The sequence below is a fragment of the Pantoea sp. ICBG 828 genome (genome assembly GCF_002928355.1).
In the GTDB taxonomy this organism is placed as follows: domain Bacteria; phylum Pseudomonadota; class Gammaproteobacteria; order Enterobacterales; family Enterobacteriaceae; genus Pantoea; species Pantoea dispersa.
On the sequence record NZ_POWN01000001.1, the window covers coordinates 645,856 to 658,599 of the forward strand.

Sequence of the window (12,744 nt, forward strand, 5' to 3'; positions counted from 1 at the left end):
CTCCCTCTGCGTTATGCGCCGTTTTTCAGCGCTTCCAGCTCTTCCCACCGTTCAAAGGTGGTTTCCAGCTCCTGCTCCGCCTGCGCCAGCGCATCCAGCACCGGCTGCGTTTTGTCGTGCGGCTGGCTGAAGAAGTCCGGATGACTCATCTGCGCCTGCAGCTCACCGATACGCGTCTCCAGCTGCTCCAGCTTTTGCGGCAGCTGTTCCAGTTCACGCGTCAGGTTATAGCTTAGCTTGCCTGCGCTGCGTTTGGGGGCGTCGGCTTTTTCTGCCGGTTTAGCCGCTGCGCTTTTGACCGGTGCAGCTTTGGTCTGCTTGTAAGCGGCGCGCTGCTGCTGCGCATCATGGTAGCCACCGACTAAGGTACCGATCTCGCCGTTGCCTTCAAAGATCCAGCATTCGGTCACGGTGTTATCCACAAACTGACGATCGTGGCTCACCAGCAGTACGGTGCCCTGATAGCCATCCACCAGCTCTTCCAGCAGCTCGAGCGTTTCGACGTCGAGGTCGTTGGTCGGTTCGTCAAGAATCAACAGGTTACTGGGCTTGAGGAACAGACGCGCCAGCAGCAGGCGGTTACGCTCGCCGCCGGACAGCGCACGCACCGGCGTCATGGCGCGTTTCGGGTGGAACAGGAAGTCCTGCAGATAGCCGAGCACGTGGCGCGGCTTGCCGTTGACCATCACTTCCTGTTTGCCTTCCGCCAGGTTATCCATCACAGTTTTATCCGGATCGAGCTCCGCGCGATGCTGATCGAAGTAGGCGATTTCCAGTTTGGTGCCGCAGTGCACGCGACCGGCATCTGCCTTCAGCTGGCCGAGCATCAGGCGCAGCAGCGTGGTTTTACCGCAGCCGTTCGGGCCAATCAGGGCGATTTTGTCGCCGCGCTGCACCTGGGTAGAGAAATCCTTCACCAGCGTTTTGCCGTCAACGCCGTAATCCACGTTTTCCAGCTCAAAGACGATTTTGCCGGAACGCGCCGCTTCACCGACCTGCATATTGGCTTTGCCCATCACGTCACGCCGTTCGGAGCGTTCACGACGCAGCGCTTTCAGCGCGCGCACGCGGCCTTCGTTACGGGTGCGACGCGCTTTGATGCCCTGGCGAATCCACACTTCTTCCTGCGCCAGCTTGCGGTCGAATTCGGCGTTTTGCATCTCTTCAACGCGCAGCGCTTCCTCTTTGCCGAGCAGGAACTGATCGTAATCGCCCGGCCACGACACCAGCTTGCCGCGATCGAGGTCGACGATGCGCGTCGCCATATTGCGGATAAACGAGCGGTCGTGCGAAATAAACACGATGCTGCCGTTGAAGGTTTTCAGGAAGCTTTCCAGCCAGTCGATGGTTTCAATATCGAGGTGGTTAGTCGGTTCGTCGAGCATCAGCACGCGCGGGTTGCTGACCAGCGCACGGCCCAGCGCGGCTTTACGCAGCCAGCCACCGGAGAGTGACGACAGCTCGGTGTCCGGCTGCAGCCCGATTTGCTGCAGCACATCGTTGATGCGGCTGTCGAGCTGCCACAGGTTGTGATGGTCGAGAATCGTCTGCAGTCGCCCCATTTCGTTGAGGTTTTTCTCGCTCGGATCTTCCATCACCAGGTGCGATATGGCGTGGTAAGCCTTAAGGTGTTCAGCCTGCTCGGCCACGCCTTCGGCAACGAAGTCGTACACCGAACCGGTGATATTGCGTGGCGGATCCTGTTGCAGCCGCGCAACCACCAAATCCTGCTCATAAATAATGCGGCCGTCATCCAGCGGCTGTTCGCCGTTGATGATTTTCATCAGCGTCGATTTACCGGCGCCGTTGCGCCCAACCAGACAGACGCGCTCGCCCTCTTCAATATGCAGTTCGGTGTTATCCAACAGCGGCGCATCGCTGAACGACAGGTAAGCGCCATGGATACTGATCAGTGACATAAAACTTATTCCTTACCGGCGTGGCTTACCAGCCAGCAGTTGTGAATTTGACGGTTGCGCGCAAAGTCCTGCGACAGCGTTTTTTGCGTAATTTCCTGCGCCTGCAGACCCAGACGCTGCAAGCCGTCCAGATCCATTTTGAAGCCGCGCTTGTTATTGGAGAACATAATGGTGCCGCCGCGACGCAGCATGCGCTTCAGGTTCTGCAGCAGCATCAGGTGGTCGCGCTGCACATCGAAGTCATCTTCCATGCGTTTGGAGTTGGAGAAGGTCGGCGGATCGATAAAGATCAGATCGAACTGCTCATCGCTTTCGCGCAGCCAGCTCAGGCAGTCCGCCTGCATCAGGCGATGCTGGCGCCCGGTTAATCCGTTCAGGCGCAGGTTACGTTCGGCCCACTCCAGATAGGTGCGCGACATATCGACCGTGGTGGTGGATTTGGCGCCGCCCAGCCCGGCGTGCACGCTGGCGCTACCGGTATAGGAGAACAGGTTAAGGAAATCTTTCCCCTGGCTCATCTGGCCCAGCATCTGGCGCGCGATACGGTGGTCGAGGAACAGGCCGGTATCGAGATAATCCGTCAGGTTCACCAGCAGCCGCGCGTTAAACTCCTGCACTTCAAAGAATTCGCCCTTCTCGCTCAGCTTCTGGTACTGGTTTTTGCCCTTCTGCCGTTCGCGGGTTTTCAGCACCAGGCGATTGGCCGGTATCTCCAGTACGCTCAGCGTGGCACCGATCACGTCAAACAGGCGCTGACGCGCTTTGGTCGCATCCACGGTTTTCGGCGGCGCGTACTCCTGAACCACCACCCAGTCGGCGTAGCGATCGACCGCCACGTTATACTCCGGCAGATCGGCGTCATACAGGCGGTAGCAGTCAATATTCGACTGGCGCGCCCACTTGTCCAGTTTTTTGCTGTTCTTACGCAGGCGGTTAGCAAAGTCTTCTGCAATCTGTGCGCCGCCTTCGGCGCTGTTCTCCGCCAGCTGGTAGTTCTTCTGTACGCACTCCAGCGGACCGTTTTTCGCTTTAAACTGGCGATCGGCGCGCAGCTGCAGGCAGCTGAGCAGCTCTGGTGAGGCGCTGAACAGCGACAAATTCCAGCCACCAAACTGCTGTTTCATGATGCGGCCCAGCTGGCTGTGCAGCGCAATCAGCGCCGGCTCGCTCTCCAGACGCTCACCGTATGGCGGGTTACTCAGTACCGTACCGCGCATCGCTTCGCCCGCCAGCGGATTTTTCAGCTGCAGCACATCCTGCTGCGCAAAGGTGAACAGATCGAACACGCCGGCGCGGCGCGCGTTGGCACGTGCCCACTCCAGCACGCGACCATCATTATCATAGCCAAAGAAGCGTGACGTGGTGGCGGCCGTGCCGGCGCGCGCACGCTGCAGCGCGTCGCTGCGCACTTCCTGCCACAGTGCATTGTTGTGGCGTTTCCAGCGGCTGAAGCCCCAGTGCGAACGCAGCAGGCCCGGCGCGCGATCGCAGGCGATCAGCGCCGCTTCAATCAGCAGCGTACCGGAGCCGCACATCGGATCGACCAGCGGCGTGCCGTTCTGCCAGCCGGAGCGCATCACAATCGCCGCCGCCAGGTTCTCTTTCAGCGGTGCCTGGCCGGTTTGCTGACGATAGCCGCGCTGGTGCAGTGCAGTGCCGCTCAGATCCAGCGCGATGCTAACGCGATCTTTGTTCAGCCACGCGTTGATGCGGATGCCCGGCTGCTCGCGATCGACACTCGGCCGCTCCAGATTCTGCCGGGTAAAGCTATCGACAATCGCATCTTTGATGCGCAGCGCACCAAACTGACTGTTGCGAATCACCTCATTGGTGCCGCTGAAGTGGATGGCGAACGTGGTGTTGCTGTCAAACAGCTCGCTCCACGGGATGCTTTGCGCGCCGACGTAGAGATCGAGATCGCTCCAGACGCCGAATTCTCCCAGCGGCAGCAAAATACGTGAAGCCAGACGGCTCCACAGCAGGCTTTGGTACATTACGCGGTCGTCGGCTCGGAAGTGGACGCCGCCCTGCACCACCTGCAAATCCTGCGCACCCAGCGCGTCCAGCTCAGTTTTCAACAGCTCTTCGAGCCCACGCGCCGTACTGGCAAACAGAGAATTCATATCGTCACTTTTACTCTTGCTAAAATTGTTGCGCATTATAGCGAATCAGCGTCCTATGTCATAAAGTTAGCTTCTTTTTGTCTGTACGGAGTTGTGATGATTACCCTGTCTCGCCTGTATATTCACCCGGTTAAATCGATGCGTGGTTTGCAGCTGTCACACGCGCAGGTGCTGGAAAGCGGTCTGGCCTTCGATCGCATCTTTATGGTGACCGAAGCGGACGGGACCTTTATTACCGCCCGCCAGTTTCCGGAGATGGTGCGTTTCACGCCCGCCCTGCTGCCCGACGGGCTATTCATCACCGCGCCGGACGGCAGCCAGGCGCTGATCCGCTTCAGCGATTTCAGCGCCCAGCCGGCACCGACGGAAGTGTGGGGCAACCAGTTCACCGCCCGTATTGCGCCTGACACCATCAACCAGTGGCTGAGCGGCTTTTTCCCGCGCCCGGTGCAGCTGCGCTGGGTTGGCACTGAGCCGTCTCGCCGGGTAAAACGCTTCGACCAGGTCCCGCTGGGGTTCGCCGACGGCTTCCCTTATCTGCTGGTCAACATGGCGTCGCTGCAGGATCTGCAGCAGCGCTGTCCGGCCAGCGTGCGGCTGGAACAGTTCCGCCCCAATCTGATCGTCAGCGGCGCCAGCGCCTGGGACGAGGACAGCTGGAAACGTATTAAGATCGGCGAGATCACCTTCGAGATGCCGAAGCCGTGCAGCCGCTGCGTGTTTACCACCATCGGCACCGAAAGCGGCCGCAAGCATCCGCAGGGCGAACCGCTCGCCACGCTGCAGCGCTTTCGCAGCGCGCAGGACGGCAGCGGTGATATCGATTTCGGCCTGAATTTGATTGCGCTTAACAGCGGTATCGTGCGCGTCGGCGATACGGTTGAAGTGCTGGAACGGCAGACGCCGCGCGCTTACGGTGCCGGTGAGGTGGTGGAAACGCTGCAGGCCGCCAGCAGCGCGCCGGCCGCCGTGACCATTGGCTATCAGGGTCAGCAGTTTGCCGGCGATAATCAGCAGGTATTACTGGAACAGCTGGAGATGCAGGGCTTTCGCATTCCCTATTCGTGTCGTGCCGGAATCTGCGGCAGCTGCAAAATGACGCTGGTGTCGGGTGACGTGAAGGCGCTGAAGCAGAGCGCGGTGCGCAGCGACGGCACCATTCTCAGCTGCAGCTGTATTCCGAACGGAGATATCGAACTGGCGTAAGCGCTACACCGCGCGGGCGAAGGGCGCGCTGCTCTCCTGCAACTGCGGCTGCAGGCGATCGTTCATGATCTTGATGGCATCGCCGAGCTGCATCCCTTTGCCCGCCACCGTCAGCGCACTCTGCGCCAGCAGACAGAGCGCGGCATTCTCGCCGCTTTCAACCACCAGCAGCTGTGCCTGTTCGCCGCTGTCGGCCAGCGTTACCGCCACCATATCGCCCGCGACGGGCTGCCAGCTGTGCGCATGGCTGGTGAAGTGCCAGCTTTTCGGCATCAGCGGCTTAAGGAAACGGCTGGCCACCAGCGCATTCAGCACCAGCTCGGCGCGCTGATCGCTTTTTAAACCGCTCTGGCGACAGCGCTCTTCAAAAGTAAAATAAAGCGCAGCATCATCAACGCAAAAACCGCTGTCATTAAAGGCATCGGGCGTCAGCATTTTGCGCGAGAAGCGCGAGCGAAATAACATTCCATCGGCCAGATCCAGCATCATCCGGTCATGCTCTGCGTCAAAATACCAACGCCAGTTGTCATCGGGTTTGATTTTCATGGGGTGCCCTGTGGATTTACGCTGCGCTAAACGGCGCTGAAATTTAAAATATTGCTTTAAGGAAAAAGCTGAAAATTGTACGAACAGGACAAAATATAAACGAGCCGGAGGGAGAAATAAACCCCCCGGCCAGGGAAAGTGAGAAATGTCTTAGAGATGGGTCACGATATCTTTAATTAAACCCGGACCTTTATAAATAAAGCCAGAGTATATCTGCACCAGCGTTGCGCCAGCCGCCATTTTTTCCCGTGCCGCGACCAGCGAATCAATGCCGCCGACGCCAATAATAGGCAGACGTCCCTGCAGCTCCTGCGCCAGACGGCGAATCACCTCGGTGCTGCGCGACTGTACCGGACGGCCACTTAATCCCCCCGCTTCGTCGGCATATTTTAACCCGCTCACCAGCGAACGATCGAGCGTGGTATTGGTGGCGATCACGCCGTCTATTTCGTGACGCACTAAACTGTCGGCAACCTGGATCAATTCTTCTTCAGAAAGATCCGGCGCGATCTTCACCGCCACCGGCACATATTTCAGATGGCTTTCCTGCAGCGCCCGCTGTTTTAATTTAATCGCCGACAGCAGATCGTCCAGCGCTTCGCCATATTGCAGCGAACGTAATCCGGGGGTATTCGGTGAGGAAATATTGATGGCAATATAACCGGCGTGCGCATACACCTTTTCCATGCAGGTCAGATAATCGTCTTTGCCCTGCTCTACCGGCGTGTCTTTATTTTTACCAATATTGATGCCGAGCACGCCTTTAAAGCGCGCCTTTTTCACATTCTCTACCAGGTGATCAACGCCGAGATTATTAAACCCCATGCGGTTGATGATACCTTCCGCCGCCACCAGCCGGAACATGCGGGGTTTGTCATTGCCCGGCTGCGCGCGTGGCGTCACCGTGCCCACTTCGACAAAGCCAAAGCCCATGGCGCCAAAGGCATCAATGCACTCCGCGTTCTTATCCAGACCCGCAGCCAGACCCAGCGCGTTCGGAAAGGTCAGCCCCATACAGGTCACCGGGCGTGACGGCAGCGACTGACGAATCAGCCCTTCCAGCGGCGTGCCGCTGATGAAGCGTAACTGTTGAAAGGTGAGTTCGTGCGCGCGCTCTGGATCGAGCTTAAACAGCGCCGGCCGGACGATAGGATATAGCATGCACTCTCCTGAATGGCGGAAGCTTCGTGAAAGTCGGGTGCACGGGAATTTGTGCGCCAGAATGGTAAGGTGCTCTGGCGCAAAAGTAAATTACTCTGGGATGCAACAATTTGATCGGTATCAGCGTCGGGCGGAATAGCGTCCGAGACGATCGCGGCAGGCTTGTAAGCCGCTGTAAATCGCCGGGCAATACCACAGTAATTTCAGACGCGCGTTGTGCTGTAACACTTTACGCACCAGCTGATTCACCTGCGGCTGCCACTCGGCGGGCACCGTCATGTGATTTTTGCGGATTTGCGTCAGGCAGCCGTGCATCACCGTCTGGTAATAATCATCCAGCAGCGCTTCATCGTGCGGCAGTTGCTGCTGCTGCAGGAACTGCTCACTGCCGGCGCGGGCGATAAAGTAATTTTTCACCCATGAGAAGTCGCGCGTGCTCTGCGACAGTGAACTCAGCATAAAGCGTTTGTAGTAGTAGCTCTGGCTGGTGCAGTACAGCGCCCGCGCCTGCAGGTAGAGGGCGAACATAAAAGGCGCGTCTTCATGGTTCTGGATCGGCAGAAACTGCAGATCGAGCTGGTCAATCAGGCGACGCGAAATGATGCTGCTCCAGATCACCCGATGCGCCGACTGATGCTGAATCAGCGTGCGCAGCGTGGCGCTGCCGCCCGGCAGCAGGCCGCTGACGTGGCGCTGATGGATGGTCTGATAATGGCGCTGCGGCGCTGGCAGGTCGAAAAACATTTTCGCGCCAAAGCAGAACAGATCAATCTCCGGGTGACGGGCCTGCACGCGGCGGAAATCGGCGAACAGTTCAGTCGAGACGAAGTCGTCGGCATCCATAAAATAGACGAAATCGCCGCTGGCTGCGGCCAGCCCCTTCATGCGCGCGGCACTGACGCCGCCGCGTCCACCACTCAGCAGCGTCACCTGCGGATGCTGCGCAGCAAACGCCGTCAACCAGGCAACGCTGTCATCGCTTGAGCCATCATCAATAATGATGATCTCTTCCGGCGGCGATGACTGGCGAAGCAGCGACCCCAGGGTTTCCGGCAGCCAGGGCGCGCAGTTCCAGTTAGGGATAATTACCGAAACCGTCGGCGTGCGGCGTGATGTCATGCTCATCCTCTTTCCTCTGCGTTAACAAGCGGCGCGCGCAGGCGTTTTAGCACCAGGCTATGTAACAGACAGCACACGCCAAGGTTAAAGGCCCCGATCAGCCCCAGCCACAGCAGGTTGATCCAGCGATTCTGGTTCCACTCAATCGGCAGCAGCGTGCTGAGCCAGGCAATCAGCGCCGACACCGCCCAAATCAGCGCTACGTCGCGCGTCAGCCAGCTGAAATGGATGCCCGGCGCAAAGCGGCGATGCACCAGCCACGCCCAGCCAACTAAATAGAAGATGTTCTGCCCCAGCCACAGCCAGCCGGTGCCCAGCGCCCCGTAATGGACGGCACACCAGATGTTGAGCGGCACCAGCACGACGGCAAAACAGGTGAATCCCTGCATGTGCAGTTTCAGATTGCCGTTAACGTATTGCAGGTGATACAGCAGGCCGCAGATCGCCTGGATGCCGCTGCCGAGCGCATAGAGGCTAAGCACAAACGCCATCTCTTCGACAATTTGCGGTTTCTGCGTCCACGCCCACAGTAGCGGTCCGGCATAGCAGGCAATGGTGATGCTGAGCGGGGCCATAAAAATTGCCACCGCCTGGGTGGTATAGCGATAGAGCTTCAGCGATTCGGCATCGCCCTGCTGACGGGTTTTCATGCCGGTCATGCGCGGCACAATCGCCTGCATAATCGGACTGCTCAGCAGCAGGATACCGGTCGCGGCCGTGGCGACCACGGTGAACGAGCCGTATTCACTCAGTGGCAGGGTTTTTGACAGCACCAGCCGGTCAATCTGCGAAATAAAGGTCCACACGGCACTGGAGAAGGCGGCGCTCAGCGCAAAGCGGATAAAGGGTTTGAGCACGCCTTTCAGATCGTCGCGCTTCTCTTTGCGCGCTGCGCGGGGCACCAGCTGACAGGATTTCCAGATACAGCAGGCGGCTTCGGCAATCGAGACCAGCAATTGCCAGATAAAGAAGGTCAGCAGCGGATTCGGGAACAGCTGGATCACCAGTACCGCGCCAAAAGTACGCAGCGTGGTAATGATCAGGTTCACGCCGTTGAGCCAGACCTGATGCTCAAAACCGACAATCACGCTGCGATACGGGCTGGTACGCCAGCGAATCGCGGCGGTGATCACCATGATCGCCACGGCAACTACCACATCACTGGCGGGCAAGTGCTGCGCATCCAGCCAGTGCGTGGCAATCCATGGCGTCGCCAGCCAGCCGAGCACCACCAGCACCAGGGTGGAGAACAGAAAGAAGCGGGTCAGCGTGGCAAACAGCGCCGGAAACCAGACAAATTCTGCCTGATTTGCCCGGTAGCGTGCCGCCTCGCGCATCAGCGTGGTGGAAACGCCCGCGTCGAGCAGCTGCAGCCAGGTCAGCAATATAGAAAAGAAGCCCACGAGACCGTAAGCTTCCATACCTAAATGCTGAATATACAGGGGAACTACTAAAATACCTGACAGCGTCAGATAGATCTGGCCAACATAGTTGGCAATCGCGTTACGTTTGATAGACATAAAAACTCTGGCGTCTGGGTATTTTTCTCAGTGTTAACAGCGTGACACAAAAATACCTCAGCGCCCACGGGAGTAATTCTTAAAATTAACGCTGGCGCTATCTCAGCGGCTTTTTCTCATTTTCATCAGTGAGAAATAGAGGTCGGGCTGTTTCAGTAACAGTTTTTCCATTGTGCTCTGCGGTGAAAACTGATCGGCAAAGTAGCGCACCGCGTGCCGCACATTATTAGAGAACTGCGTTTCAGCGTTTAATTCCTGCTGTACCAGCTGTAATAACCCGCTGCGTAAATAACTCTGGCGATAGCGGTTTCGCTCCGGAATAAAGTGTGACAAACGGGTGACCTTTTCATATTCCGTCATAAATTGCTGATAGCTGGGCGGTGGATTAACCGTGGTGACCTCATGCTCTGCGCGGGCATCCAGCAGCCATACCGTTTGCGTATTTAACAGGCCGGCCAGCATCACATCCTGAATGCGTACCAGCGGAGCGGCATTTTTCACCAGCGCGGCGCGCAGGATGACCGCATAGTTATTCTGCTGCCACAGGCGCTGCGCCTGCAGCTGCTGAAACAGCTGCAGCGACGGCTGCAGGCCGCTGCTCAGTGCGCGCGGTGCCAGTGAAACCAGCATGCAGTTGAGCTCCGGGCGCTGGTGGCTGAGCGTTGCCACTTCCTGCAACAGTGCAGCAGAGGGCGCAAAGCCGTCGGCGGCAAACAGTAAGAACGCGTCGTCGCTGACGCTCTCCGCCGCTGGCTGTGGCACAGCGGTAAACTGGCTGTGCGCGGCATCCGGCTGCAGCAGATAACACAATAGTGGATTAACGTTATCAGCCGCGACGCGCGCGGGCTGAGCGGCAACCGGCTCAGCCGGGTGCACTAACAGAGCAGACCTTCCCATATTCCTCTCCCTAAAAATAATACTGAATAATGGCCAGACAAAAATCCGCCCAATTAAGGCGCAAATAAGGCAGTGACTTTTTTTTAGCGTAAGAAAACTCAATCAATTATAAACAGCCCGCCGACGGCATGACTATTGGCCCTTGCCAGACTGGCTGATAATTTACCGTTTATTGTTAAGCGCAACTGAAGCAATCCCGGCCAGAGTGCTGAAGTAATACGTAATATCGGTAACAGGAAACGCGTTAAACGGTGCGATTTTAATAAAACGCCACGCTTTGACACACTTACTCGCTAATTTGAGACCAGCTTAAAATGGAACATTCTAAACAGCCACTACGAAAAATCCTGGTGCCCGCTTTAAACTTACGTCAGCGTTTGTTTGCTACTCCTTAAATTACCTCATCTATTTCTTCTTAAGCCTGACGACAATGGCGCGCCCGGCGATATGTGTCGACGGTTACACCTCTGATTTAACCAGGCAACAGCGCTTTTAATCATTCTGACCTTGCCCGTGACGGAAGCCGCTAATGAAAACCCGGCAATCTGCGGGTGCAATTCAGATTAACCTTAGAGGCGCTTTTCCCTTCCTTTATAAGAGGGCGCTATTCCCGCCTGACGGCTATCCATTGCCGGATAAATCATTTACGCCTCGCCGCCTGCTCTGTCAGGATTGAATGCATCAGTTCTCAATAATTGCTAATCAATAACTTTCAGTTATAAGGAGTGACCATGCGGGTTATTACGCTGGCGGGGAGTCCGCGTTTTCCTTCACGTTCTACGGCGCTGCTGAGTGTGTGCCAGCGGGCGCTGGAAGCGCGTGGCGTTGAGGTGATTCCGTGGAATATTCACAACTTTCAGCCGGAAGATTTGCTGTATGCGCGCTTTGACTCACCGGCACTGACCGCGCTGAAAGCGGATTTAGCGCTCGCGGAGGGGCTGATCGTCGCCACACCGATTTATAAAGCCTCTTTCTCAGGTGCGCTGAAAACCCTGCTCGACCTGCTGCCAGAGCGGGCGCTGGAACATAAAGTGGTGTTGCCGCTGGCGAGCGGCGGCAGCGTGGCGCACATGCTGGCCGTTGACTACGCGCTGAAACCGGTGCTGAACGCGCTGAAAGCGCAGGAAGTTCTGCACGGCGTGTTCGCCAGTGATACGCAGATCACCCATTACGACCGCCAGCCTGAGCTGGATGCGCTGCTGAGCGAGCGCATTGATGAGGCGCTGGAAACCTTCTGGCAGGCGCTGCACCGTCGTCATCAACCCTATGCTCAGGCTGTATAAAGGAACTGCGATGAAAAGGATGTTAACCCGCTGGCTGCTGCCGACCGTTACCGCGCTGTTTGCCCTGACCCTCACGGCTCAGGCTGCCGAAGCGCCAGCACAATTCCGTATCGGCTATCAGAAAGGATCGGTCAGCATGGTGCTGGCCAAATCGCATCGGCTGCTGGAGCAGCGCTTCCCGACCACCAACATTCAGTGGTTCGAGTTTCCGGCCGGTCCGCAAATGCTTGAGGCACTGAATGTGGGCAGCATAGACCTGGGCAGCACCGGTGATATCCCGCCGCTGTTTGCTCAGGCCGCCGGGGCGGATTTGCTGTATGTCGGCTCGGAGCCACCGAAGCCGCAGGCTGAAGTGATTCTGGTGCCGAAGGACAGTCCCATCCACAGCGTGGCGCAACTGAAAGGTCATAAAGTGGCGTTCCAGAAAGGCTCCAGTTCACACAATCTGCTGCTGCGCGCGCTGGAACAGGCCGGCCTGAGCTTTAACGATATTCAGCCGATTTATCTGACGCCAGCCGATGCGCGCGCCGCGTTTCAGCAGGGCGATGTTGACGCCTGGGCGATCTGGGATCCCTACTATTCCGCTGCGCTGCTGCAGGGCAACGTCCGTGTGCTGGTGGACGGCAGTAAGCTGAACCAGACCGGTTCGTTCTACCTCGCCACGCGCAGCTTTGCTACCGATCACGGTGACTTCGTGCAGCAGGTGCTGCACACCTTTAGCGAAGCCGATGCGCTGACGCGCAGCCAGCGCCAGCAAAGTATCGATCTGCTGGCACAGGCGATGGGCCTGCCGAAGCCGGTGATCGCCAGCTACCTTGACCATCGTCCTCCGACCACCATTACGCCGGTCAGCGCACATACGGCGCAGGCCCAACAGCAAACTGCCGATCTGTTTTATGCCAACCATTTAATGCCGGTCAAAGTCACCATTGCCGATCGCATCTGGCAGCCACAGCCGGCCCGGCCATAA

The 12,744-nt window shown here is 57.7% G+C and carries 10 protein-coding genes; 3 read left to right on the plus strand and 7 right to left on the minus strand.

Features of this window, described 5'->3' with window-relative positions:
- Window positions 1-11: 11 nt before the first annotated feature.
- Together C1Y43_RS03145 and rlmKL are read right to left on the minus strand one after the other, a co-directional pair.
- Entirely contained in the window at window positions 12-1,919 is a 1,908-nt protein-coding gene (locus C1Y43_RS03145) for an ABC transporter ATP-binding protein (RefSeq protein WP_104186964.1), read from the minus strand.
- Window positions 1,920-1,924: 5 nt separating this feature from the next.
- Entirely contained in the window at window positions 1,925-4,042 is a 2,118-nt protein-coding gene (gene rlmKL, locus C1Y43_RS03150) for a bifunctional 23S rRNA (guanine(2069)-N(7))-methyltransferase RlmK/23S rRNA (guanine(2445)-N(2))-methyltransferase RlmL (RefSeq protein ID WP_058769855.1), read from the minus strand.
- 96 nt (window positions 4,043-4,138) lie between these two features.
- Here rlmKL and C1Y43_RS03155 point away from each other — a divergent pair, with 96 nt between their 5' ends.
- On the plus strand, window positions 4,139-5,248 hold the full coding sequence (locus C1Y43_RS03155; protein ID WP_104186966.1) for a YcbX family protein: 1,110 nt from the start codon (window positions 4,139-4,141) through the stop codon (window positions 5,246-5,248).
- 3 nt (window positions 5,249-5,251) lie between these two features.
- Here C1Y43_RS03155 and C1Y43_RS03160 read toward each other — a convergent pair whose 3' ends face one another.
- The 5 genes from C1Y43_RS03160 to C1Y43_RS03180 form a co-directional block, all read right to left on the minus strand.
- A complete protein-coding gene (locus tag C1Y43_RS03160; protein WP_058759732.1) occupies window positions 5,252-5,794 on the minus strand; it encodes a cell division protein ZapC in 543 nt (180 codons plus the stop codon).
- A 150-nt stretch (window positions 5,795-5,944) separates the two neighbouring features.
- A complete protein-coding gene (gene pyrD / locus C1Y43_RS03165) occupies window positions 5,945-6,955 on the minus strand; it encodes a quinone-dependent dihydroorotate dehydrogenase (protein WP_021508317.1) in 1,011 nt (336 codons plus the stop codon).
- 120 nt (window positions 6,956-7,075) lie between these two features.
- Window positions 7,076-8,080, minus strand: a complete 1,005-nt coding sequence (locus tag C1Y43_RS03170; protein WP_058780800.1) for a glycosyltransferase family A protein — start codon at window positions 8,078-8,080, stop codon at window positions 7,076-7,078.
- A complete protein-coding gene (locus tag C1Y43_RS03175) occupies window positions 8,077-9,594 on the minus strand; it encodes a lipopolysaccharide biosynthesis protein (RefSeq protein ID WP_021508319.1) in 1,518 nt (505 codons plus the stop codon). The genes C1Y43_RS03170 and C1Y43_RS03175 overlap by 4 nt, the downstream gene beginning before the upstream one ends.
- 102 nt (window positions 9,595-9,696) lie before the next feature.
- Window positions 9,697-10,491, minus strand: coding sequence for a hypothetical protein (locus C1Y43_RS03180; RefSeq protein ID WP_146068639.1), 795 nt, complete (start codon window positions 10,489-10,491; stop codon window positions 9,697-9,699).
- A gap of 731 nt (window positions 10,492-11,222) precedes the next feature.
- Here C1Y43_RS03180 and ssuE point away from each other — a divergent pair.
- Window positions 11,223-11,774 carry an NADPH-dependent FMN reductase gene (gene ssuE, locus C1Y43_RS03185; RefSeq protein ID WP_021508321.1) on the plus strand — a complete coding sequence of 184 codons (552 nt, stop codon included), beginning with the start codon at window positions 11,223-11,225 and terminating at the stop codon, window positions 11,772-11,774.
- A gap of 10 nt (window positions 11,775-11,784) precedes the next feature.
- Window positions 11,785-12,744: a sulfonate ABC transporter substrate-binding protein gene (locus C1Y43_RS03190; RefSeq protein WP_104186969.1), complete on the plus strand. Its 960-nt coding sequence runs from the start codon at window positions 11,785-11,787 to the stop codon at window positions 12,742-12,744.